A 23,650-nucleotide genomic window follows, 5' to 3' on the forward strand; every position below is an offset into this window, starting at 1 on the left:
GTTTCGTGGTCGCTCGCGTCCTTCGGCACCGGGGGGATTCCGCGGCGACCGCCCGGAGACCTCATCGTGGTGAGACGAAGCCGACCGTGGGGGCCGGTGAGGCCGGCGTCGGTGGGTGGGCTGAGGGCACCAGGACGACCTTGCCGCGTGCTCGACCCTCGGCGACGTGGTTCACGGCCGCCGCAACCTGCTCCAGGGGGCGGACCGCGTCGATCGCCGGGATGACCGCACCCGATGTCACAGCGTCGGCCAGCGCCTCGAAGTCGGCCGCGTTCTCGCGGGAGACCAGGCCGCGCAGGCGCTGTCGGGTGAACGCGTTGAGCAGCGTGGCGCCGAGCACGCGCTCCATGCCGCCGAGTACCGGTCCGCCGTTCTCTCCGCCGACCAGCACGAGCGTGCCGCGCGGGGCGAGGATGCGACGCAGCCGCGACAGCCGGCGGTTCCCCGCGATGTCGATGATGACATCCCAGCGGCGATCGAGGGCGGTGACATCCGCGCGGGTGTAGTCCACGATCTCGGACGCGCCCAACCGCTCCACGAACGCCGCCTTCGATCCGCTGCACACCGCGGTCACGGCGGCACCGGCCGCCACCGCGAGCTGCACGGCGAAGCTGCCGACCCCGCCCCCGGCGCCGATCACGAGCACGTTCTGACCCGCGTGCACCTCGCCCGCATCGCGGACCGCTTGGATGGCGGTCACCCCCGACACCGGAAGGGTCGCTGCGGCCTCGAAACCGAGGCCGGCAGGCATCCGGGCCAGCATCGATTGCGGAGCACAGACGAACTCGGCGAACGCACCGCCGCCGGATCCGAACACCCGGTCGCCCGGGCTGAACGCGGTGACGGCGGTGCCGACCGCTTCCACCTCGCCCGCGAAGGCGAGGCCCAGCGTGCCGGAGCGCGGCCCGCGCAGCCCGAAGCCCATGAAGCGCATGAGATAGGGCTTGCCCGTGACCAGGTGCCACGTGCCCGCGTCGACGCCGGCGGCACGGACGCGCACACGCACCTCGCCGGGCCCCGGCTGCGGCACCGGACGGACGGACACCCGGAGAGCATCCGGAGACCCGTATCGCGATTGCGTGACCGCCCGCATGGTGGAGGGCGTGGTGGGGGCCGCCGAGCGCCGCGAGGCGGATGTCGCGGCAGACGCTGCCGACGGGATGCTGCTGTTCGTGTCGCTGCTCGTCATGATGACCTCTCCCTGCCGAGGCAGGTGGTTAGTGCGGTTCGGGGTAGTGGAAGACGTCGTCGAGGGGAACCCCGAAGGCGTGGGCGATCTGGAACGCCATCTCGAGCGAGGGGGAGTAACGACCCTGCTCGATGGCGATCACGGTCTGGCGAGTGACTCCGATGCGGTCGGCCAGGGCCGCCTGCGTCATCTCGCCGTGGGCGAAGCGGAGGGAACGGATGCTGTTCGTGACCCGAGTGGGCTTCACCACGGCTGGAACCCCCGACGGTAGGCGACGAGTTTCGCGATCGAGCCGAGCAGGGCCGAGAGCACGAAGGCGAGGTACACGGCGTTGGCGATCCAGAAGTAGTCCACCCGCACGATCGCGAACAGCAAGGCGACGACGCCGCCGATCACCACGAAGGCCTGGCCCACGTGATCGCCGAAGCGGCTGATCTCCTTGTCGCGCTGATCGGACTTGCCCGCGCCTTTCGGCCAGATCACCGAGATGGCGATGGTGCCGAGGATGCCGGCCACGATCGCACCGCCGATGGTGGAGAGCATGACGGGCCCGTAGTCCACCTCGACGAGCGCTCTGCCGCCCGCGCTCACCAGCACGATCGTGACGTAGCAGGCGTAGGCGACGATCGCGATCACCAGGAACACCCAGGTGTTCCTCTCTTCGAACGACATCCGGACTCCGATCTGATGTGAAACAAAGCTGACATCTCGAGAGTAAAGATGATCTGACTTCGTGTCAATCATTCTTTACACGCGCGATGTGACCGGCGTCGAATGGGCCGGCGGAGGCGCGGCATGATGGAACGGTGACCCCACCCGCGCGGCGCATCCCGGCGCCCTATCTCGAGAGCCCGCGTCGGCGTCGCGTCGGCGGGTTCCTCGCGGCAGCCGCACCCGACGAGATCCGCGGCTGCTTCGTTCCGTTGCTGGACGGCGGGACGGCGGCCATCGCGCTGCTGCAACGCCATCCCGAGGGCTGGTTCGGCTTCAGCAGCCCGAACGCCGACGTCGTGGCGGTGTGGGAGGGCGTGCGCGACGACGTCGACGGCGTGATCGCCGGCATCCAGGAGCTCGCCGCCGGTCACAGTGCGACCGCGTTCGCACGCGTGCGCGATCAGCCGGCGGAGTCGGTCGAGCGGATGCCTCGAGCGGCACGAGCGGCGCGCTTCGTCTACCTGCGCGGCGCTGCCCGCTCCGACGCGGACGGGGAGCCGGTTCCGCACGTCGCTGAGGCGGAGTACGGTCGCGACACGGTGGCATTCGACGCGGCCGGCCTTCGTGAACTCGCGAACCTGCTGCGCGCTCGCGACATCGCCTTTGCCGTGCGGGGACTGTTCGAGGTGCTTCCCGAGGTGGGGGAGGACGACCTGGTCGTGCTCGATCCGCCCGCACCCGAACCGGATGCGCGGGAGCTGCGCAGTTTCGTCGGAGCCCTCGCGGCCAAGGGCGCCGGGGTGCTGGCCCGCGACCTCGGCGACGGGTTCTACGCGGGTTGGCCGGGAATGGTGCGCATCGCGGAGTCGCCGGGCGACGAGCCCGTCTGGGTCAACACGGTGCTGCAGCGTGCTCGTTCGGCCGCCGCGCGTCGCGATCGATGACCATGCGCCCGGCACCTCAGGCGCGTCGGGCGATCCCGGGCGCGGTCGACGGATCGAAGGCTCGCCGCCGATCGGGGCGCAAGGCGAATCGGCTGGGAGCCGCGGCGTCGTCGGCGAGCCCGGCGAGCAGCCGCCCGATCGCCGGCGCGAGTCCGGCACCGGCTGCGCCGAACCCGGCGCCCACGATCACCGGGCCGATCCGGTCGATCACGAAGTCACCGTGGTGCGCCGAGGTGCGCACGCGGGAGATGGGCGTCGGAAGGCCGGGATCGGCGCCGGGCAGCCATTCCCGCGCATAGCGCAGCAGCGCGGCGAGTTCGCGTGCGGGAAGACCGTTGGACCGCGTCGACGGTGCGCTCGCCGTTGCGCCATCGCGCCAGCCCACCACCACCGATCCCTCGCCGCCGAGAACGGCCGCATCCCCGCGCCAGTAGCGCTGTCCGGGAGCGGAGGGGTCGGGCAGGTGCACAACGGCCGGAACGGACCCCGACCGGATCGGCAGCACGATCGAGGAGTCGCGCGTCGAACTGAGCCGGGGGAGGGCCACGAGTCCGCGCAGCAGTTTCGCCGTCGACGGGCCGAGGGTCACCACGAGCCGGCGGCAGTCGATCTCCCGCACCTCGCCGATCTCCGTCTCGCCACCGGAAGCGGCCGAAGCGGCGGAAGCGGCGGCACCATCTCCGGCGCCCGACCCCGGAGCCGCACCCGACCCCGCCGCGACCGGCGTGCGCACCTCGAGCCGCGCGAGGTCGTCGCCCAGGATGCGGATTCGTGTGACGGTCGTGCCGGTCATCACCCGCGCTCCGTCGTCCACCGCCGCCGCACGCAGGGCCGCGATCGCCGCACCCTCACGCAGTCGTCCGCCCTCCGGGGCGAACAGCACGTTTCCAGCGAACCGGAGCCCCGGCCACCGGGACTCCGCATCCGCTGCCGAGAGGATCTCGTGCGCGAGCCGCGCCCGGGCGAGCGACTCGCCCGCCGCCTCGAGCCGTGGCGCGTGGCCGTGCAGCACCGATCCGGTGCGGTCGAGCAGTGGCGACGCGACACCGGTCGTCGCCGAGGGGAGTGCGGCCCACAGCGCCACCGATTCCGCCGCCAGTGCCTGATACACCGGATCGGCGTATGCGAGCTCGAACGCGCGGTCGGCGCTCTCGTCGATCACGGGGTGCGCCTCCAGTAGCAGCACCTCGGCTCCGCGTCGGGCGAGGTGCCAGGCCGCGGCCGAGCCGGCGGTGCCGCCTCCGGCGACGATCGTGTCGACGATCTCGGTCACCGGGGAGCCGCCTCCGCAGCGCCGGCGGGAAGGGTGTCCACGGCGCTCGGGCCGCCCGGCCGGGCGGTCGAAGCGCCGGGGTCCTCCAACGTCGGCAGCGACCGCACGAGCTCCTGCGTGTACGGATGCCGCGGCCGGAGGAAGACGTCGTCGGCCGTTCCCCGTTCCACGACCCTGCCGTCTTTCATCACGAGCACCGTGTCGCTCATGTGGTGGATCACGCCGAGGTCGTGGGAGATGAAGAGGTAGCTCAGCCCGATCCGGTCCTGCAACTCGACCAGCAGGTCGAGGATCTGCGCCTGCACCGAGACGTCGAGAGCCGACACCGCCTCGTCGAGCACGATGATCGAGGGTTCGGTGGCGAGGGCGCGGGCGATCGCGACGCGTTGCCGTTGCCCACCCGAGAGCTTGAGCGGCAACCGCGAGAGCACCTGCTCCGAGAGCCCGACCTGGCGCAGCAGATCGCGCGCGCGTTCCGAGCGGGCGGCGGCCCCGGTGGTGGGCCTGTCGGCTTGTGCCACGGCGTCGACGAGGATGCGCTCGACCGTCCAGCGCGGGTCGAACGAACTCAACGGGTCTTGGTACACCACGGCGATCCGGTTGCGCAGGTGGCGGCGCCGTGACTCCGTGACGCTCGTCCACTCCTGACCGAGCAGCTTCGCCCATCCCTCGTCGGCTGAGGTGAGGGCCAGTGCGATCCGCGCGGTGGTGCTCTTGCCCGATCCCGATTCCCCGACGATTCCGAGGGTGGTGCCGCGGTCGAGCGTGAACGACACGTGGTCGACCGCCGTGCTCTGCGCGCCTCCCGGCCCGCGGAAGCGCTTCACGAGATCGCGTGCCTCCAGCACCGGGCCGTCGCTCGGCGCGAGCGGCGCCCGCGTGTCGGGGGCGGGGAGGCTGGCGTCGAGCGCCGGCCCGAGCCGTTCGCCGCGGGTGTGCCCCCCGGGCACCGCGTCGATGAGCGCCTGCGTGTACTGGTGGGTCGGGGCGGTGAGCACCTGGTGGGCCGAGCCGCTCTCCACCACCGAACCGCCCTTCATCACGAGGATGTGGTCGGCGAGCCGCGCCACCACGGAGAGGTCGTGGCTGATCAGGATGACCGAGACGCCCCGCTCTTTCATGCCCGCGATGAGGTCGAGCACCTGCGCCTGCACGGTGACGTCGAGGGCTGTGGTGGGTTCATCGGCGATCACCAGTTCGGGTCCGAGCGCGAGCGCCGAGGCGATGAGGGCGCGCTGGCGGAGACCGCCGGACAGCTCGTCGGGCCGTTGCCGCGCCCGCACCGCCGGGTTCGGCACCCCGACCGATTCGAGCAGATCGACGACCTTGCGCTTGCGCGCCGCCCGCGAGCCCCAGCCATGCAGGGCCAGCGCCTCCTCGATCTCCTTGCCGACCGGCCGCAACGGATCGAGCGACACCAGGGCGTCCTGCAGGATGAAGCCCACCCGGCGGCCGCGGATCGAGCGCCAGGCCTTCTCCGACACCGTCGTGAGATTGATGCCGTCGAGCTCGAGGGTCTCGGCGTCGACGACCGCGTTCGCCCCGGTGAGCCCCACGATCGTGCGGGCGGTGACGCTCTTGCCCGATCCGGATTCCCCGACGATCGCCAGGCATTCGCCGGCCCGCAACGAGAACGAGACGTCGTTCACCACGGGCCGGGTCTCGCCGCCCCGGGTGAAGCCGACGTGGAGGTGCTCGACGCGCAGCAGGGGAGTCGCCGGATTCGTCGAAGCCGGCTGGGTCGTCGGTGTCGTCTGTGTGGTCGGTGCCGGCTGGGCCGTCGCTGCCGTTCGTGCCGTCTCCGTCGTCATTTCTCGTCCTTCTCGAGGATGTTCTGGATGTGCTTGCCGAGAGTGGTCGCGGCCAGGGCCAGCACCACGATCACGAGACCGGGCAGAACGGTCAGCCAGCCCGCCTGGGTGATGTACTGCTTTCCGGCGTCGAGCAGAGCGCCCCATTCCGGTGAGGGCGGGGCGACACCGAGCCCGAGGAACGACAGACTCGACGCCCACACGATCGACTGCCCGACCGAGAGCGCGAAGATCGCGACCAGGGGCCGCAGCGCGTTCGGCAGCACGTGGTTGCGGAGGATCCAGGCGCGCGGATGACCGAGCGCCACCGCTGCCTCGACGTATCCGGAGTCCTTCGCCTTCAGGATCTGGCCGCGGATGATCCGCGCGTAGCCGGGGGCCGTACCGACGCCGACGGCCACCACCTGAGACATCGCCGACGGACCGATCACGGCCACCAGGAGCAGCGCGAGCAGCAAGGTGGGGAAGGCGAAGAGCACCTCGATGATGCGGTTCACGGCGGCCGAGGCGAAGCGCCCGGCCAGCGCGGCGAGCGAGCCGAGAACGAGCGCGAGGCTGAGGCTCACAGCCGTGGCGCCCACGCCGATCAGCAGCGACTCGCGGGTGCCGTAGATCACCCGGCTGTAGAGGTCGCGGCCGGATTCGTCGGTGCCGAACCAGAATTCGAACGACGGCGGATGCAGGGCGTTCGCGAAGTTCATGGCGTAGGGATCGTGCGTGGCGAGCGCCGCCGGGAAGACGGCGGCCACCACGAAGAACAGCAGCACCGCGATGGCGAGGAAGAAGCCCCACGGCGTCGCAGCGAGCTTCGCGCTGACGGGCTTGGTGAGGAGGGGCTGGCCCAGTGCGGTCATGACTTCTTCAACCTCGGATCGATGATGACGTAGGCGATGTCGACGAGGATGTTCGCGACGACGTAGAGCGCGGCGATGAGGATGACGATGCCGGTGACGACCGGCAGGTCCTGCGTGTTCACGGCCGTGACGAGCACCGATCCGATGCCGGATCGGGTGAAGATCGACTCCACGATCACCGCCCCCGAGATGGTGGCGCCGAGCGCCCAGCCCGAGAGGGTGACCGCGGGCAGCACCGAGTGCCGCAGCACGTGCTTGAGCCGCACCCCCCAGTCGCCCATGCCGCGCATCCGGGCGGTGATCACGAACGGCTGGTCGAGCGAGCGCTCGAACTCGGCGCGCGTGGCCTGCCCCATGAAGCCGGCGAGGGGGATGGCGAGGGTGAGCGCCGGCAGGAACAGGCCGTTCGGGCTGGTGCCGCTGATCACCGGGAACCACCCGAGCGTGAGCGCGAACACGAGCAGCAGGATGATGCCGAGCCAGTAGTGCGGGAGGCCGGCGACCGCCGTGTCGAGCACGGCGCCGACGGAGCTGACCTTCGTGCCGCGGCCGGCGGTCAGGGTGACCCAGACCACCATGATCACCCAGGCCAGCGCGATCGCGGTGAGCGTCAGCACGATCGTGGGCCACATCTGCTCGCCGATGATGGCGGCCACCGGCCGGTGCTGTTGGTAGGAGGTGCCGAGGTCACCGGTGACGATGCCCCGCAGGTACTCGAGATACTGCACCAGCAGCGGATTCTGCAGGCCGTACTCCTGGTTGATCGCCGCGAGCTCGGCGGGGGTGCGCTCGATGGCCTGACCGGCGCGGATGTTGAGGATGATGGTGGCGCGGTCGCCCGGCAGGGCGGTCTGGGCCAGGAACGCCGCGGTCGCGGCACCCCAGAGCACCACGACGGCGCCGACGAGTTTGCCGGCGATCAGTCGCCAGGGGAAGCGGCGCGAGGCGCGGGCCCCGCCGCCGGCCGGCCCGGAGGGGGCCGGCGCGGCGGGCGGGGTCAGCGTGTCACTGGACGAAGTAGGCGTCATAGAACACCGGTCCTCCCTGTGCGTTCTCCTGCCAGACGTCTTTCAGGTACGGAGAGACCGCGAGGGTGCTCAGCCGGTCGTAGAGGCCGATGGCGAGGGCGTGGTCGGCGATGTACTGCTGAGCCTCGGCGTAGAGCGCGTTGCGCGCATCCGGATCGGCCGTGGAATTGGCCTGCAGGATGTAGTTCTCGAGCTCCGGGCTGTTGTAGAAGGCCGCGTTGTTGTAGTTCGGGAGATCGGGTGTGCTCTGCCCCCAGTTGATCAGCAGGATGCCGGAGCCGACACTCGTCCAGTAGCCCGCGCTGATGTCCTTCTCCGAGGGCTTGGAGTAGGCGCCCGCGAAGAACTCGCTCTGCGGCACCGGGATCAGCTTCACTTTGAAGCCGGTGGCCTTCACCTGCTCCTGCACGCCCTGCAGGATCGAGGCGCCGTCGGCGTTGATGATCGAGCCCGCGCCGTAGGGCAGCACGACCTCGAGCGTCTGGCCGTCTTTCGTGCGGTAGCCGTCGGCGTCGCGGCCGGTCCAGCCCGCGGCATCCAGCAGCTCGTTCGCCTTGTCGGCGTCGAAGGAGTAGGTGTCGGCCGCTTCCTGGCTGTAGCCCGGCGTGGTCTGGCTGACGCCGCCGTTGCCTTCGTAGGGGATGACGCCGTGGCCGATGGTCTCGACCAGCGGCTCCCGATCGAGGCTGTAGGCGAACGCCTTGCGCACGTTCTCGTCGGTGAAAGGGCCCTCGGCGGTGTTGAAGGTCAGCTGCTGGGGCCGGCCATGGGTGACGTACTTCTCGAGCTGGTAGCCCTGACCCTCGAGGTTCGACCACTCGATCGCCGGCACGTCGTAGATGACGTTCGTCTCGTCGGCGCGGAGCGAGGCGACCCGGGTGGTGGGGTCGGGCACGAACTTCCAGTCGATCTCGTCGACGTAGGCGGGCCCGGTGTGCTTCGCGTTGGCGGGCGGCGAGGTGTAGTCGTCGTTGCGGGTGAGCACGATGTCCTGGCCGCGGTTCCACTGCTTCACGACGAAGGCGCCGGAGCCGATCGGGCTGTTGCAGTTGTCTTCGTCGGAGCGCGTCTTCAGTGCCTGCTCCGACTGGATGCCGAAGTACCCCTGGGTGAGCGTCTCGGCCAGCAGTGCGTACGGCTTCTGCAGGTGGATGGCGACCGTGGTGGCGTCGATCGCCTCGGCCGACTGGTAGTAGCCCTGGAGCCACACCTTCGCGGTGCTGTTGCCGCCGCCGACCCAGTGGTCGAAGTTGTAGGCGATCGCCTCGGCGTCGACCGGGGTGCCGTCGGTGAAGGTCACGCCGGGCTTGAGGTGGAACGTCCAGGTGAGCTGGTCGTCGGATTCCTCCCACGACTCGGCGAGCCAGGGCACGACCTGGGCGTTCTCGTCGAGCGAGACCAGGCTGTCGAGCACCTGGGTTGAAAGGTAGGCCTGCTCGATCCAGCCGCCGAACACGCACGCGGGTTCCTGCTGGTGGCCGTAGACGATGGTGCCGCCCTCGACGCGCGGCGCGTCGGAGGCAGGGCCGGCCGATGCGCCGGCGGAGCATCCGGCAAGCGTCAACGCAGCGGCCGCGGTGAGGGCCACGAGGGGGGCGACTCGGAGTTTTCTGGGCATGGAGCGGTTCTCCTGAACGGGAGGTCGGTGGTCGGGGATGCTCAGACGGTAGGGCGACGCGCAGCCCGGCCGATACCCGGTGACGTCACATGACGACGCCGGGCGTAACTGTCTTGCGCCGTGTTACGCCGGGCTTGCGCGCGCGAGAGGAGCCGCCGAGAGTGACGGCATGACGAAAGAGCTGCATTTCAACGGCTTCGAGATGAACACGCCGAGCCACATCAATCACGGGCTGTGGCGGCATCCGGAGAACAACCGCCACCGCTACACCGAGCTGTCGTACTGGACCGAAACGGCGAAGCTGCTGGAGCGCGGGCTCTTCGACGCGATCTTCCTCGCCGATGTGGTGGGCACCTACGACGTCTACGACGGAAGCCGCGACCCCGCGATCATCCGTGGGCTGCAGACGCCGAACAACGACCCGTTCCTGCTGGTGCCGGCCATGGCGGCGGTGACCGAGAACCTCGGGTTCGCCGTGACCTTCACCACCACCTACGAGCAGCCCTTCCCGAACGCCCGCCGCTTCAGCACGCTCGATCACCTCACCGGCGGCCGCGTGGCCTGGAACGTCGTCACCGGCTACCTCCCGGATGCGGCGCGCAACTTCGGCCTGAGCGACCAGGTGAAGCACGACGATCGCTACGACCTGGCCGAGGAGTTCCTCGAGGTGTCGTACAAGCTCTGGGAGAGCTCCTGGGAGGCCGACGCGGTGGTGCGGGATGCCGCGGCGAACCTCTACACCGATCCGGAGAAGATCCGGCAGATCGACCACGAGGGCCGCTTCTTCACGGTGGCCGGCCCGCACCTCTCGGAGCCCTCGCCGCAGCGCACGCCCGTGATCTACCAGGCCGGCGCCTCCGATCGCGGCCGGGTGTTCGCGGCACGGCACGCGGAGGCGATCTTCGTGGGCGCCCGTACGCCCGAGCAGGCGCGCAAGGTGATCACCGACGTCAAGGAACTCGCCGTCTCGCTGGGGCGCCGGGACGACGACATCCGGTTCCTGCTCGGTCTCAACGTGGTGGTGGCCGAGACCGAGGCCGAGGTGAAGAAGAAGCTCGACGACATCCTGTCGTATCGCGACGTGGTGGGCTACCTCGTGCACTTCGGGGGAGGCTCGGGCATCGACCTGTCGAAGCTCGGGGCGGAGGAGTACATCGAATACAAGGCGCGCGACCACGTGCAGTCGATGGAGGCGGCCTTCGCCGACAAGACCGTGCAGAACGTGGTCGACTTCTACGACGACCCGTTCTCCGATCCGTTCTTCGTGCACGGCACGCCCGACCAGGTGGCCGACCGGATCGAGGAGCTCGCCGACTCGATCGGTCTCGACGGCTTCAACCTCGTGCAGTACCTCTCGCCCGGCACCTTCGAGGACTTCGTGGAGCTCGTGGTGCCGGAGCTCCAGAAGCGCGGCCGCTATCGCACCGCCTACACGCCGAACGAGACCCTGCGCGAGCGGCTCTTCGAGGGGCGCGGCCCGCTCCTCCCGGAGCGCCACCCGGGCGGCTCGCTTCGCGTCGGCCGGAACGCCGCGCGGGCCTGATCGCCTGCGGAACTCCGGCGCGACCCGGCGAGGCCGCGCGAAGCACGGCCCCGCCGGCAGCTAGAGCAGGCCGAGTTCGCGGGCGCGGAGGATGGCGGCATCGCGGTCGGGGGCGTCGAGTTTGCGGTAGATGTGGGCCATGTGCGTCTTGATGGTGTTCACCGACACGAACAGCCGCGCCGCCAGTTCGGCGTTGGAGTAGCGGCTGGGAAAGTAGGCGAGCAGCTCGCGTTCGCGATCGGTGAGCGGCACGGGCAGCGGCGAGATCGTGGCCGCGAGCGGCACCGCCTCGCGCGCGCGGGCGAGCTCGGCGGCCACCACCGGGGGCGGGGGCCCGATCGCCTCGTCGTCGACGAAGAGGTGACCCAGGATGAGGGTCTTCGCCAGCCGCACCAGCCAGAGCAGCTGCGTGCGGTTGTCGAGGGCGGAGAGCGCCTCGGCGTCGCGCAGCGCCGCGATCGCCGCCTCGGTGCGGCCGAGCCCGATGGCCGCGAAACATCGAGCGAGGTGGGCGTCGGCGGGAGCCGGATGGCCGAGCAGCCCGACCTCGCGAGCGAGCGCGATCGCCTCGTCGGCGGTCTCGAGACCCCGGTCGAGGTCGCCTTCCCAGACATCCACGAGCGCGAGACTCCCGAGCAGATGGATGCGGTGGGCCGAGTACCGGCCGCCCGGCGTGTCCAGCCCCCGCTGCAGCCACGACCGGGCCTCGGCCAGCCGGCCGAGGAGGAAGAGTGATCGCCCACCCGCCGCGAGCACGAACGGCCACAGCAGTTCGACGTTGGTGAGCCGGAGCAGATCGGGCACCGGAGAACCGTCGTGGTCGGTGAGCCGACGGAGGGCCTCTTCGGCGTCGGTCAACGAGAGCGCCGGGTTCGGCCGGAGCTGCACTCGCCCGGTGAGGTAGCACTGCGCCACGAGCTGCTGACCGGCGGTGAGGCCCGGATCGGCGCAGAGCTCCCGCAGGATGTCTTCGGCCTGCGCACCGTGGCCGCTCAGTCCGAGCAGGATTCCCCGCAGCAGCTGCGCATCCGGATTGCGGCGCAGCACGCGCTCCGGAACGGCATCGAGCCAGCGGAGCATGGTGGCCGTCTCGCCGCGTTCGAAGACGTCCGATCCGCGCGCCAGCAGCACGTCGAGCACCGAATCCCAGCGCTCCGCCTCGAGGAAGTACCCGATGGCCTTCTCGAAGGAGTCGTGCTCGAGCGACCATTCCGCGGCATGCACGAGCATCGCGGCCTCTTCGGCGGGGTCGTTCACGTGCAGCCGGTAGCGCAACAGCTCGCGGAAGAGGTGGTGGAAACGGTACCAGCCCGGCCTGCCGGCGACGGGCAGAACGAACATCGACTGCTCCTGCAGCGACTCGAGCAGCCCGGCCGCACGCGCCTCGCCGGTGCAGGCGGCCACCAGGTCGGCATTCATCTCCGTGAGGGCGGAGAGCCGCAGCAACATCTCGCGGCGGCCCTGCGGTTGCGCGAGCAGCACCTCCTCACCGAGGTAGTCGGCGATCAGTCGATCGCTGCCGACGAGCAGCGAGACGAAGGCCTCGGGGTCGCCGGTGTCGCGCAGGGTCAACGCCGCCAACTGCACCCCGGCTGCCCAGCCCTCGGTGCGTTCGACCAGCACCGACACGGCTTCGGGGCTCAAGGCGCGGCCGCTGATGCGCGCGACCGCCTCCGCGGCATCCGCGTCGCCGAAGGCCAAGTGCGACTGCCGCAGCTCGAGGAGGTTGTAGCGCAGGCGCAACGGAGCCCACCCGAGCCGGAAGTCGCGCCGCGACGAGAGCACCAGGTGCACCTGCTCGGGCAGGGTGTCGACGAGGGCCCAGAGATCGGCGAGCACCTTCTCGTTGGCCAGCAGGTGCAGGTCGTCGAGCACGATCTCGCACTCGGGGAGGGGGCGCATCCGCTCGCTCAACGCATCGACGAACGGGCGGCCCAGCCCGCCGTCGGCTGCGACCACCTTCGCGACGAGGTCCTCGATGCCGGGGGAGAGCGAGTTGAGCGCGGAGGTGAGGCGGCGCGCGAAGTGCGCGGCATCCACGTCGTCGGGGCCGACGTCGATCCAGACGAAGGCTAGGTCGTCGTGGCCGGCGGCCCATTGACTGATCAGCACGGACTTGCCGGCGCCCGCCGGCGCCACGATCAACGTGGCCGGGCCGGTTCGGCCCTCGTCGAGCAGAAGGCGCAGGCTCGGTCGATCGACCGCGTGATGCGGAGGAACATGCCGCTGTGTCATCGGGCCTCTTTTCCCGCCCCGAAGCCCAGTATGCCAGCGGGGGCAGAAGTCATCCATGGCGGATGACGTCTGGAATCGGCGTCCGGCGCACACTCGATGAGGAGGGAGGGCCCCTCCGTGGACGCACGGGAGGCACGGGTGCACGAGCAGACCTTCGAGATCGTGGTGCGTGGCCGGTTGAGCCCCGAGCTCGCGGCGACGTTGACCGGCTACGACGTGTTCGTCGACGACGACTCGTTCACCCACGTCACCGGACTCGTGATCGATCAGGCCGCCTTGCACGGACTGATCTCGATGTTCGGATCGCTGAACATCGACCTCGTGTCGGTCAACCCCGCGCCGGCCGGTTAGCCGCCTTCTGTGCCTTGGCCGACTTGCGGGCGGTCTTCTCGTCTACGTAGTCGGATTTCAGGATGCCGCGGGTCTCGGCCGTGGGCCCGAGCACCGGCCGCCACCACTGCGCATCCGGATTCGCGTCGATCAGGATCATCTTGCCGAGCAACGTCAACGGCACTGCGAGGATCGCCCCGATCGGCCCGATCACCACCGCCCAGAACAGCACCGAGAAGAAGGTGACGGTCTGGCTGAGCGAGACCGCCTGCCCCACCACCCGCGGCTGGATGATCGACTGCACCACCGCGTTGATCACGCCGTAGACGATCACGATGGCGATGACCGTCGGCCAGCCGCCCACCAGGAAGCCGAAGATGATCGGCGGGATGATGGCGAAGAAGTAGCCGATGTTCGGGATGAAGCTCATCAAGAACGCGAGCAGCCCCCAGAGCAGCGCCGCGGGCACGTGCAGGATCGCGAGAGCGAGCGTGTTCAGCGCGCCCTGCACGATGCCGAGCACGGTGGTGACCACCATGTAGCGCCGCACGTTCGAGGTGTAGGAGGTGATCGCGGTGACGAGGTCGGGCTTGCGGGTCTTCAGTTGCCCGAGGATCGTCTTGGCGTAGACCGCGTCGGCGGCCATCAGGATCATCATGGTGAGCACGATCACGAGTGCCGCGGTGATGCCCGCGACGCTGCCGATCGCGCTGGTCACGGCGGCGATCACGTTGCCCGGATCGATCCCCTGCACCACGGCCTGGATCTGTTGCTGGTCGATGCCGAGCGTGGTCAGCCAGCCGGCGACGGTCTCGCCGATCTGCTGGAACTGCGCGGCGTAGCCGGGCAGCATCGCCACGAACTGCGAGAAGGCGATCAGGATCGTGTAGGTGAATCCGGCCAGCAACCCGAAGACCACCAGGATGACCGCTCCCGTGGCCAGGCCTCGCGGCACGCCCCGCTTCTCCAGGCCCGTGCGCACCGGACTCGCGCAGATCGTGAGGATGAGGGTGAGCAGAACCGGGGCCAGGATGCCGCGCAGCGAGCTGATGCCGATCGACACCACCACGGCCGAGGCCAGCCCCACCAGGATGATCGCCCCGCGCGGATAGGGCGATCGTGACTCGGTGCTGTCGGTCATCGGCGTGCTCCCGCTCGTTGAGATGCCCTCACGGTAGGCGGGCGGCGTCGGGACTGTCGTCATCCCGTCAGGGTGATGCAGGCCGCACGCGCGATTGGCTAGGTTCCCCTCATGAGCGACGTGCTGTTCACCAATCTCGTCTGGATCGTGGTCGTCGCGGCCGATCTGGCCATCCGGATCGCAGCACTCATCATCGTCCCCCGTGACCGCAAGCCCACCGCGGCCATGGCGTGGCTGCTCGCGATCTTCCTCATCCCGTTCGTGGGCATCCTGCTCTTCCTCGTGATCGGCCGCACGAAGCTGCCGAAGAAGCGACTCGCGCTGCAGAGCACGGTCGACGGGATGATCGCCGAGAGGGCCCGTGCGCTCGACCTCACACCGCGGCGTGCCTCCTGGCCGGTGTGGTTCGAGAACCTGGTGATCCAGAACGAGCGGCTCACGCGCATCCCGCCGAGCGACGGCAACACGGCGGAGCTCTTCGCCGACTACGAGGGTTCGATCGCCGCGATGACGGCCGAGATCGAACGGGCGACCACCTTCGTGCACGTCGAGTACTTCATCGTCTCCTTCGACGCCACCACGGCGCACTTCTTCGGCGCGATGGAGCGCGCCGTGCAGCGGGGCGTCACCGTGCGCCTGCTCGCCGACCACCTCTCCTCGACGCGCGCGGTGCACAGCAAGGAGACCTTCGCCGAACTCGACCGGATCGGCGTGGTCTGGTCGTACATGCTCCCGGTGCGGCCGTTCAAGGGCGAGATCCAGCGGCCCGACCTGCGCAACCACCGCAAGCTCGTCGTGGTCGATGGCCGGGTCGCGTTCATGGGGTCGCAGAACCTCATCGACCGCACCTACAACACGGCCAAGAATCTCAAGCGGGGCCTCAAATGGCAGGAGCTGGTGACGCGGCTCACCGGCCCGGTCGTCGCGAGCGTGAACGCGATCTTCCTCGGCGACTGGTTCACCGAGACCGGTGAACTCATCACCGAGGAGAACGTGCCCGCGATCGACCAGCCCCGCGCATCCGGCGACGACGCCCTGGAATGCCAGCTCGTGCCGAGCGGGCCGGGCTACACCTTCGAGAACAACCTGCGGATGTTCCTCGGCCTGATCTACGGTGCCGAGCGGAAGGTCATCATCACGAGTCCCTACTTCGTGCCCGACGAGGCGATGATGTACGCCATCACGGCGGCGTGCCAGCGCGGACTCGACGTGCAGCTGTTCGTCTCCGAGATCGGCGACCAGGGTCCGGTGTTCCACGCACAACGCTCCTACTACGGTGCGCTGCTCGAGGTGGGGGTGCGGATCTTCCAATACCCGGCTCCGTTCATCCTGCACGCGAAGCACCTGTCGATCGACGACGACCTCGGGGTGATCGGATCGAGCAACATGGACATCCGGTCGTTCAACCTCGACCTGGAGATCTCGCTTCTCGTGCGCGGCCGCTCCTTCGTCGACGGGATGCGGGCGGTCGAGCAGCACTACCGGGACATCGGGCGCGAGCTCACCCGGGAGGAATGGGAGCGGGAGCCGCTCAGCCGCACCGTGTTCGACGGGGTCGCCCGACTCACCTCCGCCCTGGAGTGACGATGGCCGACGCGATCGGACGACTGTTGCCGCTCGCGGTGGCGTTGGCGATCAGTTCGGTGCCCATCCTCGTCACCGTGCTGATCCTGCTCTCACCCAACGCGCGCCGCTCGGCGTTCCCCTTTCTGATCGGCTTCGTCGCGGGCGTCGCCGGTGTGTTCGCGGGATGCATCGCGCTCGCTCAGGTGATCCCGGTGCGGGTCGTGCGGCATCCTCAGGAGGCGCTCGGGATCGCGTTGATCGTGATCGGCGCCGCCCTGGTGGTGCTGGCGGTGGTCGGCGGGGTGCGGTCACTGCATGCCGAGGCCTCGGGCGTGCCGCGCTGGATGAGCCTGGTCTCGGGCTTCGGGCCGCTGCGGTCGGCGGGCCTCGGCGTGCTGCTCTGCTTCCGGCCGAAGTCGATCCTGCTCTGCGCGGCCGCCGGCCTCTCGGTGCGCGGCGAGCGACTCTCGCCGGGCGAGCTCGGCGTGCTGGTGACGGTGTTCACTCTTCTCGCCGCCTCGACCGTGATCGCCCCGATCGTCGTGGCCGCGGCTTCCCCCGAACACGCCCAGAACTGGCTGACGGCGATGCGGCACTGGATCGAGAAGAACAGTTCCACGGTTACCACCGTCATCCTGCTCATCATCGGCGTCGTCGTGGTCGGTGACGGGCTCACGCGGCTCTGACGCCGTGCAGCGGATCACCCCGACGGGATGACGACAGTGCATCCGCCCTCCGATTGACTCGCTGCATCGACCCTGGAGGAACGACGAATGACAGCGACAGATCCCGTCGAGATCCGAGAACGGGCGGCTGAGGCCTTCACCTACCTGTACCCGCTTGTCACGATGGACGTCACGCGGATGCAGCTCACCGACACCCGCGACCCCGCCGCCATCGGGCGCAGCGCTCCCAACACCTTCTCCCATGTGCAGCAGTTTCCGCCGGCCGATTTCCGGAGCGTCGTGGCGCCGAACTTCGACACGCTGTACAGCGTCGCCTGGCTCGATCTCGAGGAGAGCCCGATCGTGCTCGACGTCGCAGACTCCGGTGGCCGGTACTACCTGCTCCCGATGCTCGACATGTGGACCGACGTGTTCGCGGTTCCCGGTAAACGCACGACGGGCACCGGGGCCGGCTCCTTCGTGATCGCGGGACCCGATTGGAGCGGGAGCGTGCCGCCCGGGGCACAGCTCATCCGGGCCACCACCTCCACGGTGTGGCTGATCGGCCGCACCCAGACCGACGGTCCGGCCGACTACGACGCGGTGCACCGGTTCCAGCGTGGGCTGACGCTGCGCGCGCTCGACGGGGGCGAGCTCTCGCACGAGGTGCGGGCATCCGTCGCCCCGGAGAACCTCGACCTCACCGGCGACCCGCTGCACATCGTGAACGGACTCCCGGCGATCGACTACTTCGGCTATGCGGCACGGCTCGTGCAGCTCTACCCGCCGCACGCCACCGACTTCTCGGTGCTCGCGCGGATCGCCCGCATCGGCTTCGTGCCGGGTGACGACTTCGACGGCTCCGGATTCGACGCCGACGGTCTGGCCGCTCTCGAGGCTGGGAAGGCGGATGCGCTGGCTCACCAGCTCGCCGAGCTGCCCACGCTCGCCCGCGTGGCGAGCGGCTGGTCGATGAACACCGACACGATGGGCGTGTACGGCAACTTCTACACCAAGCGCGCCATCGTGGCGATGGTGGGTCTCGGAGCCAACCCGCCGGAGGACGCCGTGTACCCGATCGCGGTGGCCGATTCCGACGGCTCGCCGATCGTGGGTGAGAAGTCCTACGTGCAGCACTTCGAGAAGTCGGAGCTGCCCCCGGTCGGCGCCTTCTGGTCGGTCACCATGTACGACGCCGACAGCTTCCAGGTGGCGAACCCGCTGAACCGCTTCGCGCTCGGCGACCGCGATCCGCTGGTCTACGGCGCCGACGGCTCGCTCGACCTCTACTACGGTCCCACCGATCCCGGCGGCGACCGCACGGCCAACTGGCTGCCCGCACCGGCCGGGCCGCTGCGCATCATCATGCGGCTGTACGAGCCAGAAGCGGCGGTGCTCGACGGCGCCTGGAACCCGCCCGCGCTGAAAGCGGTGGCGCTCTGATGGAGGAACGATCATGACCACGAACTCGCGCGTGACCATCGCTCCCGACAGCGGGGTTCCGCTCTGGCGCGGCAACGCCGAGCGCATCGATGCGGGGCGCTCCGCCCGGGCGCTGTCGCCGCGCCGGAGCCACGCGACGTGGCGCCCGGCCGACGACCGCACCGACGTCGTGACCACTCTCGAAGAGCAGGCCGAGTCGCGGGTGCGCTCGCTCATCCCGCTGCGCTATCAGCGGATGCTGAGTTCACCGTTCGCCTTCTACCGCGGTGGCGCCGCGATCATGGCGGGCGATCTCGCCGCCCTGCCCGACTCGGGCATCAGGACCCAGCTCTGCGGCGACGCGCACCTGGCGAACTTCGGACTGTTCAAGACCCCCGAACGTTCGCTGATCTTCGACCTCAACGACTTCGACGAGACCGCGCGAGGCCCGTTCGAGTGGGACGTGAAGCGGCTCGCGGCGAGCTTCGAGATCGCGACCCGGCACCGTGGCTTCCGCGACGCCGACCGGCGTGCCACCGTGCTCGCCGTGGGAGGCGCCTATCGCAGCGCGATCCGGCGCGCCGCGCGCGGACGCGTGCTCGACAGCTGGTACGAGCGGCTCGACGTCGGCGAGATGCGTGCGCTGCTGCGCGAAGCCGCGGCCAGTGGCGCCGCGAAGCGCACGCAGGTGCGCCGGACGGAGTCGACCATCGCCTCGGCCAACGAGCACGACAGCGCCCGGGCGTTCTCGAAACTGGTGCGCGAGGTCGACGGGCGCCTGCGGTTCGTCTCCACGCCTCCGCTCATCGTGCCGATCGAGGAGCTGCCGCCCGACGAAGGCGGATTCGGCGACGGCGACCTGATCGACGATCGCGCCGCCATCCCGGGCCTGCTGAGTGGCTACCAGTCCACGCTGCTCGACCGGCCGCATCCGCTGCGGGAGTTCAGCTACCACCATCTCGCGCGGAAGGTCGTGGGGGTCGGCAGTGTGGGCACGCGGGCCTGGGTCATCCTGTTGCAGGGAACGGATGCCGGCGATCCTCTGCTGCTGCAGGCCAAGCAGGCCCAGCGGTCGGTGCTGGAACGGGGAACGGATGCGCCCGAGTACGACAACCACGGCGAGCGCGTCGTGCGCGGCCAGCGCTTGATGCAGGCCGCGAGCGACAGCTTCCTCGGCTGGCAGCGGGTGGACCGCACCGACGGCACCTCGCGGGACTATTATGTCCGGCAGCTCAGCGACGGCAAGGCCTCGTTCGACATGGAGCGGGCACAACCGGCCGGTGCCCTGATCTACGCGCGGCTCTGCGGGGAGACGCTCGCCCGGGCCCACGCCCGTGCCGGTGCGCGCCTCGAGATCAGTGCCTACCTGGGCGCGCGCGACGTGTTCGACCAGGCGGTGGCCGAGTTCGCCGAGCACTACGCTGATCAGAACGACGCGGACTACGAGAGTGTGCGGGCGGCGGCCGCGTCGGGGCGGATCACAGTAGACGGATAGCGGGGGACGGATAGCGGATGGTGTCGGAACGAACCCTGCGTCAGACCCTCGTCACGCCCGAGCTGGTCTCGGGGATCGTTCTGGTCAGCGTCTTCGTGGCCGTCGCCGACCAGAACGACGGCGTGCTCGACGTCTTCGCCATCACCGTCGTCAGCGTGCTCGTGTTCTGGTTCACCGAGGTCTTCGCACACACCGTGGCGGAGCAGCGTCGACGGGCCGTCGACGACTCGGTCGACCTCGGCGCCTCGCTCCGGGTCGCCCTGGTGAAATCGCGCGGATTCCTGTTCGCGGCGATCCTGCCCACCGTCTTCCTCGTGATCGGACTGTTCGGCGTCAACGAGGGAGTCGTGGCCTACTGGGCGGCGCTCTGGGTGGGGGTGGCCTCGCTCGCCGTGATCGGCTGGATCGCGTTCAAGGGGCGCGGGGTGGGCTGGTACTGGCGGGTCGGTGGAGCGCTCGCCACCGCGTGCCTCGGGTTGATGGCGGTTCTGCTCAAGATCCTGGTGCACTGAGTAGTCCTGGTGCACTGAGTAGTCCTGGCGCACTGAGAAGTCCTGGTGCGCTGAGAAGTCGTGGACGCCACCGAACGCCTCGCTCGCGATCGACGTTCCGCTGCCCGAGGGCGTGACGCTGCGCCGGGTGACCGGGGAGTCGGAGGTGTGCGCGATGAGCGCGATGCACGACGAGGTGTTCGGCGATCCGCCCTCCGACGAGATGTTCGGCGATCCGCCCTCCGACGAGATGGCGGACGCGCTGATCCGGCGGCTCGATTTCGGCGACGGGATGGAACTGTGGGTGGCGGAGGAGGAGGGGCGGATGGTCTCCGCGGGCCGGCCCGAACCGATGGCCGGGACGGCGTTCGCCGGCATCTGGGGCGGGGCGACGCGTGAGCAGTGGCGGGCCCGGGGTGCGAATCGCGCTCTGACGGCCGCCCGGGCCCGATCGGCTCGAGCGTTCGGGGCTCGTGAAGGTCTCGACCGCGACACCGTACCGCTGGCGGCGCACTGCGGGCGCCACGGTGTAAGTGGATGCCCCGGGCGCCGGACCTGGGCCCGGGGCATCCGGTCGGTGGCGGGTGGGACCAGCCGATGTCTGCTTGGCGCAATCCGGAGACCGCCTGAAACCCGGTGTTCCCGCTCTTACCTCACGGCAGACCGGAGGGCCGCGACAGGTGCATCCCGGCTCTCACGAACTCTGACCGCTCGGCCTCGCCATCCGTGACGGGTCGGCATGGTGACGGATGTGTTCATTGGGTCTGATCGGTGGGACGGATGAGGATCTCGTTCACCGAGACATGCGCCGGTTGCGTGACGGCGTAGAGCACGGCGGCCGCGACGTCGTCGGGCCGGAGCGTGCGCATCCGGGTCGCCAACTGGGTGGCCATCGCGCGCGACGCCGGGTCGGAGATGTGGTCGGTGAGCTCGGTCGCGGTGAAGCCCGGTTCCACCACGACCACACGCACGCCGTGCGCCGTGACCTCCTGCCGGAGCGATTCGGAGAAGGCGTTCACGCCGAATTTCGTGGCCGCGTAGACGCCGCCACCCGCGTTCGCGACGCGACCGGAGGTGGAGGAGAGCTGCACGAGCGCGCCTTTGCTCTCGAGAAGGTGGGGGAGGGCGGCGTGAGTCATGTACATCGTGCCCAGCAGGTTGGTGCCCACCATCCGCTCCCACTCCGCCGTGTCGGCGCCGTCGATCAAGCCGGTCAGCATGAGGCCCGCGTTGTTCACGAGCACGTCGAGGCGTCCGAACCGCTCGATCGTCGCTGCCACTGCGGCCCGAACGGAGCTCTGGTCGGACACGTCGAGCCGGAGCGCCAGCATCTCGCCCGGTGCGCTCTGCGCCAGCACGTCGAGTCGGTCGACCCGTCGCGCCCCCACGGCGACCCGTGCGCCCGCCGCGGACAGCGCGAGCGCCACCGCCTCTCCGATCCCGGATGACGCGCCGGTGACGAGCGCGACCTTTCCGCTCATCGTCTGGTTGGTGTTCGACATGTCCGTCACTGCTTCGATCTCCTTGAGGTCCCCGGGTCCGATAACCGGACCACTCGGTCATGTTGATCGTAACCGCACTCCGGACGGTAATCGGACCATTGGGTCAGGTTATCCTGGAGCCATGAGCGAACAGCGTGCGACGACCGCGCAGGAGCCGCCATCCGCCCTCCGACAGGATGCCCGGCGCAATCGCGAGCGCCTGCTCGCGGCCGCGGGCGAGCTGCTGGCGCGTGACGGGACGGAGGTCTCGATCGCCGACATCGCCACCCGGGCGGGCGTGGGCAAGGGCACGGTGTTCCGGCACTACGCGTCGAAAGACGCCCTCGTCGCCGAGGTCGTCTGCGAGGTGCTCGAGACGTTGCTCGCACAGGGCCAGGAACTCGCGGCGACGCTCCCGCCGGCCGACGCGCTGCGGGAGTTCATGACCGCGGCGATCCATCGGCAGGCCGACGATCGCGCGTTCTGCGAGGTCGTGGCGGGAGCGTCCGCCGACAACGAGCGGGTGCAGGGATCGATCCGGCGGTTGTACGCCCTCGTCGACGGGCTGACCGCGCGAGCGCGGGACGCCGGCGCCATCCGTGTCGACGTCACGGGCGACGACATCGCCCTCCTGCTGAGCGGCATCTACCAGACGGCGGCCCCTCTCGCCCGTACCGATCCCGATCTGTGGCGCCGCTACCTCGCGCTGACGCTCGACGGCCTGTTGCCGCGGCACGCGAACCCGTTACCGCATCCGTCGCCCCACCTCGCATCAGGGGGCGGCGACTAGTTACCACCGATTTGAAGGAGACCGGTGCCGTATAGGCCACCGCTCCTCCTCGAATCTGTAGTAACTCATCAGCGATCCATGCCCGGCGCGTGCCCGGAATCGGTACCACGCCCTGCGCCATCAGCCACGCCAGCGCGATCTGAGCCTTCGACGCACTCTTCTCGGCCGCGATCGCGTTAACCCGGTCGACGGGCGCGGCTCAGTCCTCGATGACGCGGCAGTGCGTCGTGAGCTGGCCGATGCCGTCGATCCAGATGGTCACGGTCGAGTGGTTCTTGAGGAAGATCTGCGGTTTGCGCGAGTAGCCGGCGCCGGCCGGCGATCCGGTCGAGATCAGGGTGCCGGGCAGCAGCGTGGTCGACTGGGAGAGCACGCTGATCAGCTTCGCGACGCTGTGGATCATCTCGCTGGTCGACGAATCCTGCACCGTGCGGCCGTCGAGCACCGTGCCCAGCCGCAGGTCTTGCGGATCGGGCACCTCGTCGGCCGTGACCACCACCGGTCCGACCGGGGTGAACCCGTCGAAGCTCTTGCAGCGGATCCACTGCGCCTCACTGAACTGCACGTTGCGAGCGGTGATGTCGTTCACGATCGTGTAGCCGAAGACGTGATCGAGCGCATCCGCGATGCTGACGTCTTTGGCCGGCTTGCCGATGATGACGCCGAGCTCGGCCTCGTAGTCGACTTCGGCGCTGAGTGACTGCGGCCAGCTCGTGGTGCCCTCGTGCGGTGCCAGCGAGCTCGGCCAGAAGGCGAAGACGGTGGGCGCGGCCGCCATGTCGAGGTTCAACTCGGAGGCGTGGGCGCCGTAGTTCAGGCCGATCGCGATGATCGCCGGCGGGCGGGAGACAGCGGGCGCGTGCTCGAAGTCGGCGAGGTCGAGCGCGTCGTGCCAGCCGTGCGCCGCGACGGCCGCGCGAAGGCGATGGAGTTCGCCGTCTCCGCGCTCGATGAGCTCTTGGAGGTCGCGCGGCGGATCGTCGGTCACCGCACCGACCGGCAACACCCGGTGCCCGTCGACGACGTAGAAGCCTGCGGCCTCCCTTCCGGCTGCGGAACGGGGGGACAGGTGCGCGAATCTCACCCCTCCAGGCTATCGGGCCCCACCGGCCCCCCGGAT

21 protein-coding genes are annotated in these 23,650 nt (G+C 69.7%); 9 read left to right on the forward strand and 12 right to left on the reverse strand.

The features are described 5' to 3' along the window. Window positions 1-61: 61 nt before the first annotated feature. Genes BLW00_RS08510 through BLW00_RS08520 form a run of 3 tightly spaced genes read right to left on the reverse strand, consistent with a single transcriptional unit; the run spans window position 62 to window position 1,861 of the window. Window positions 62-1,189, reverse strand: coding sequence for an NAD(P)-dependent alcohol dehydrogenase (locus tag BLW00_RS08510; protein WP_245741472.1), 1,128 nt, complete (start codon window positions 1,187-1,189; stop codon window positions 62-64). A 28-nt stretch (window positions 1,190-1,217) separates the two neighbouring features. Beyond that, window positions 1,218-1,439 carry a helix-turn-helix transcriptional regulator gene (locus tag BLW00_RS08515; protein ID WP_092552344.1) on the reverse strand — a complete coding sequence of 74 codons (222 nt, stop codon included), beginning with the start codon at window positions 1,437-1,439 and terminating at the stop codon, window positions 1,218-1,220. Further along, the gene (locus BLW00_RS08520) at window positions 1,433-1,861 is read right to left on the reverse strand and encodes a hypothetical protein (RefSeq protein WP_092552347.1); all 429 of its coding nucleotides are present in this window, start codon (window positions 1,859-1,861) and stop codon (window positions 1,433-1,435) included. The genes BLW00_RS08515 and BLW00_RS08520 overlap by 7 nt, the downstream gene beginning before the upstream one ends. Before the next feature lie 134 nt (window positions 1,862-1,995). Between BLW00_RS08520 and BLW00_RS08525 the strand changes: the two genes are divergently transcribed. After that, entirely contained in the window at window positions 1,996-2,787 is a 792-nt protein-coding gene (locus tag BLW00_RS08525) for a hypothetical protein (protein WP_092552350.1), read from the forward strand. A 16-nt stretch (window positions 2,788-2,803) separates the two neighbouring features. Here BLW00_RS08525 and BLW00_RS08530 read toward each other — a convergent pair whose 3' ends face one another. From BLW00_RS08530 to BLW00_RS08550, 5 genes are read right to left on the reverse strand one after another with little or no spacing between them, the layout of a single operon-like run. Beyond that, window positions 2,804-4,060: an NAD(P)/FAD-dependent oxidoreductase gene (locus tag BLW00_RS08530; protein WP_092552353.1), complete on the reverse strand. Its 1,257-nt coding sequence runs from the start codon at window positions 4,058-4,060 to the stop codon at window positions 2,804-2,806. Further along, the gene (locus BLW00_RS08535) at window positions 4,057-5,871 is read right to left on the reverse strand and encodes a dipeptide ABC transporter ATP-binding protein (RefSeq protein WP_092552356.1); all 1,815 of its coding nucleotides are present in this window, start codon (window positions 5,869-5,871) and stop codon (window positions 4,057-4,059) included. Before BLW00_RS08535 ends, BLW00_RS08530 begins: the two co-directional genes overlap by 4 nt. Next, the gene (locus tag BLW00_RS08540) at window positions 5,868-6,725 is read right to left on the reverse strand and encodes an ABC transporter permease (protein ID WP_092552359.1); all 858 of its coding nucleotides are present in this window, start codon (window positions 6,723-6,725) and stop codon (window positions 5,868-5,870) included. Before BLW00_RS08540 ends, BLW00_RS08535 begins: the two co-directional genes overlap by 4 nt. After that, on the reverse strand, window positions 6,722-7,753 hold the full coding sequence (locus tag BLW00_RS08545; protein ID WP_092552362.1) for an ABC transporter permease: 1,032 nt from the start codon (window positions 7,751-7,753) through the stop codon (window positions 6,722-6,724). The genes BLW00_RS08540 and BLW00_RS08545 overlap by 4 nt, the downstream gene beginning before the upstream one ends. Further along, the gene (locus BLW00_RS08550) at window positions 7,731-9,371 is read right to left on the reverse strand and encodes an ABC transporter substrate-binding protein (protein ID WP_092552365.1); all 1,641 of its coding nucleotides are present in this window, start codon (window positions 9,369-9,371) and stop codon (window positions 7,731-7,733) included. The genes BLW00_RS08545 and BLW00_RS08550 overlap by 23 nt, the downstream gene beginning before the upstream one ends. Before the next feature lie 169 nt (window positions 9,372-9,540). Between BLW00_RS08550 and BLW00_RS08555 the strand changes: the two genes are divergently transcribed. Continuing rightward, window positions 9,541-10,914, forward strand: coding sequence for an LLM class flavin-dependent oxidoreductase (locus BLW00_RS08555; RefSeq protein WP_092552368.1), 1,374 nt, complete (start codon window positions 9,541-9,543; stop codon window positions 10,912-10,914). A gap of 60 nt (window positions 10,915-10,974) precedes the next feature. On the opposite strand, the gene BLW00_RS08560 is transcribed toward BLW00_RS08555, so the two are convergent. Then, window positions 10,975-13,149 (reverse strand): helix-turn-helix transcriptional regulator, encoded by a 2,175-nt coding sequence (locus BLW00_RS08560; protein ID WP_139256666.1) that lies wholly within the window; start codon window positions 13,147-13,149, stop codon window positions 10,975-10,977. Between the two features lie 117 nt (window positions 13,150-13,266). Between BLW00_RS08560 and BLW00_RS08565 the strand changes: the two genes are divergently transcribed. Beyond that, a complete protein-coding gene (locus tag BLW00_RS08565) occupies window positions 13,267-13,500 on the forward strand; it encodes a hypothetical protein (RefSeq protein ID WP_092552374.1) in 234 nt (77 codons plus the stop codon). On the opposite strand, the gene BLW00_RS08570 is transcribed toward BLW00_RS08565, so the two are convergent. Next, entirely contained in the window at window positions 13,478-14,683 is a 1,206-nt protein-coding gene (locus BLW00_RS08570) for an AI-2E family transporter (protein ID WP_092552378.1), read from the reverse strand. The genes BLW00_RS08565 and BLW00_RS08570 overlap by 23 nt on opposite strands. A 48-nt stretch (window positions 14,684-14,731) precedes the next feature. Between BLW00_RS08570 and cls the strand changes: the two genes are divergently transcribed. The 5 genes from cls to BLW00_RS08595 all read left to right on the forward strand — a co-directional run bounded on the left by cls (window position 14,732) and on the right by BLW00_RS08595 (window position 20,280). Beyond that, window positions 14,732-16,204 (forward strand): cardiolipin synthase, encoded by a 1,473-nt coding sequence (cls, locus tag BLW00_RS08575; protein ID WP_092552381.1) that lies wholly within the window; start codon window positions 14,732-14,734, stop codon window positions 16,202-16,204. Between the two features lie 2 nt (window positions 16,205-16,206). Beyond that, window positions 16,207-16,872: a GAP family protein gene (locus BLW00_RS08580; RefSeq protein ID WP_175494204.1), complete on the forward strand. Its 666-nt coding sequence runs from the start codon at window positions 16,207-16,209 to the stop codon at window positions 16,870-16,872. 87 nt (window positions 16,873-16,959) lie between these two features. Then, complete coding sequence (locus BLW00_RS08585; RefSeq protein ID WP_092552387.1) at window positions 16,960-18,294, forward strand: DUF1254 domain-containing protein; 1,335 nt, start codon at window positions 16,960-16,962, stop codon at window positions 18,292-18,294. 13 nt (window positions 18,295-18,307) lie between these two features. Then, entirely contained in the window at window positions 18,308-19,768 is a 1,461-nt protein-coding gene (locus BLW00_RS08590) for a DUF2252 domain-containing protein (protein WP_092552388.1), read from the forward strand. A 17-nt stretch (window positions 19,769-19,785) separates the two neighbouring features. Further along, window positions 19,786-20,280: a hypothetical protein gene (locus BLW00_RS08595; RefSeq protein ID WP_092552391.1), complete on the forward strand. Its 495-nt coding sequence runs from the start codon at window positions 19,786-19,788 to the stop codon at window positions 20,278-20,280. Window positions 20,281-21,014: 734 nt separating this feature from the next. Here the strand turns inward: BLW00_RS08595 and BLW00_RS08605 are convergent. Next, window positions 21,015-21,761: an SDR family NAD(P)-dependent oxidoreductase gene (locus BLW00_RS08605; protein ID WP_092552394.1), complete on the reverse strand. Its 747-nt coding sequence runs from the start codon at window positions 21,759-21,761 to the stop codon at window positions 21,015-21,017. 121 nt (window positions 21,762-21,882) lie between these two features. On the opposite strand from BLW00_RS08605, the gene BLW00_RS08610 reads away from it, so the two are divergent. Next, window positions 21,883-22,530 carry a TetR/AcrR family transcriptional regulator gene (locus BLW00_RS08610; protein WP_175494205.1) on the forward strand — a complete coding sequence of 216 codons (648 nt, stop codon included), beginning with the start codon at window positions 21,883-21,885 and terminating at the stop codon, window positions 22,528-22,530. A gap of 199 nt (window positions 22,531-22,729) precedes the next feature. Here the strand turns inward: BLW00_RS08610 and BLW00_RS08615 are convergent, their stop codons facing one another. Then, window positions 22,730-23,614, reverse strand: a complete 885-nt coding sequence (locus BLW00_RS08615; RefSeq protein WP_092552400.1) for a fumarylacetoacetate hydrolase family protein — start codon at window positions 23,612-23,614, stop codon at window positions 22,730-22,732. Between the last annotated feature and the right edge of the window lie 36 nt (window positions 23,615-23,650).

The sequence above is a fragment of the Herbiconiux ginsengi genome (assembly GCF_900107435.1).
Lineage (GTDB): Bacteria > Actinomycetota > Actinomycetes > Actinomycetales > Microbacteriaceae > Herbiconiux > Herbiconiux ginsengi.

Excerpts from the sequence above, each read along its gene's own strand:
- BLW00_RS08510 (WP_245741472.1), bottom strand. The coding sequence starts at position 1,189 with ATGACGAGCAGCGACACGAACAGCAGCATCCCGTCGGCAGCGTCTGCC.
- BLW00_RS08520 (WP_092552347.1), bottom strand. The coding sequence starts at position 1,861 with ATGTCGTTCGAAGAGAGGAACACCTGGGTGTTCCTGGTGATCGCGATC.
- BLW00_RS08535 (WP_092552356.1), bottom strand. The coding sequence starts at position 5,871 with ATGACGACGGAGACGGCACGAACGGCAGCGACGGCCCAGCCGGCACCG.
- BLW00_RS08540 (WP_092552359.1), bottom strand. The coding sequence starts at position 6,725 with ATGACCGCACTGGGCCAGCCCCTCCTCACCAAGCCCGTCAGCGCGAAG.
- BLW00_RS08545 (WP_092552362.1), bottom strand. The coding sequence starts at position 7,753 with ATGACGCCTACTTCGTCCAGTGACACGCTGACCCCGCCCGCCGCGCCG.
- BLW00_RS08550 (WP_092552365.1), bottom strand. The coding sequence starts at position 9,371 with ATGCCCAGAAAACTCCGAGTCGCCCCCCTCGTGGCCCTCACCGCGGCC.
- BLW00_RS08555 (WP_092552368.1), top strand. The coding sequence starts at position 9,541 with ATGACGAAAGAGCTGCATTTCAACGGCTTCGAGATGAACACGCCGAGC.
- BLW00_RS08560 (WP_139256666.1), bottom strand. The coding sequence starts at position 13,149 with ATGACACAGCGGCATGTTCCTCCGCATCACGCGGTCGATCGACCGAGC.
- BLW00_RS08570 (WP_092552378.1), bottom strand. The coding sequence starts at position 14,683 with ATGACGACAGTCCCGACGCCGCCCGCCTACCGTGAGGGCATCTCAACG.
- cls (WP_092552381.1), top strand. The coding sequence starts at position 14,732 with ATGAGCGACGTGCTGTTCACCAATCTCGTCTGGATCGTGGTCGTCGCG.
- BLW00_RS08580 (WP_175494204.1), top strand. The coding sequence starts at position 16,207 with ATGGCCGACGCGATCGGACGACTGTTGCCGCTCGCGGTGGCGTTGGCG.
- BLW00_RS08585 (WP_092552387.1), top strand. The coding sequence starts at position 16,960 with ATGACAGCGACAGATCCCGTCGAGATCCGAGAACGGGCGGCTGAGGCC.
- BLW00_RS08590 (WP_092552388.1), top strand. The coding sequence starts at position 18,308 with ATGACCACGAACTCGCGCGTGACCATCGCTCCCGACAGCGGGGTTCCG.
- BLW00_RS08595 (WP_092552391.1), top strand. The coding sequence starts at position 19,786 with ATGGTGTCGGAACGAACCCTGCGTCAGACCCTCGTCACGCCCGAGCTG.
- BLW00_RS08605 (WP_092552394.1), bottom strand. The coding sequence starts at position 21,761 with ATGTCGAACACCAACCAGACGATGAGCGGAAAGGTCGCGCTCGTCACC.
- BLW00_RS08610 (WP_175494205.1), top strand. The coding sequence starts at position 21,883 with ATGAGCGAACAGCGTGCGACGACCGCGCAGGAGCCGCCATCCGCCCTC.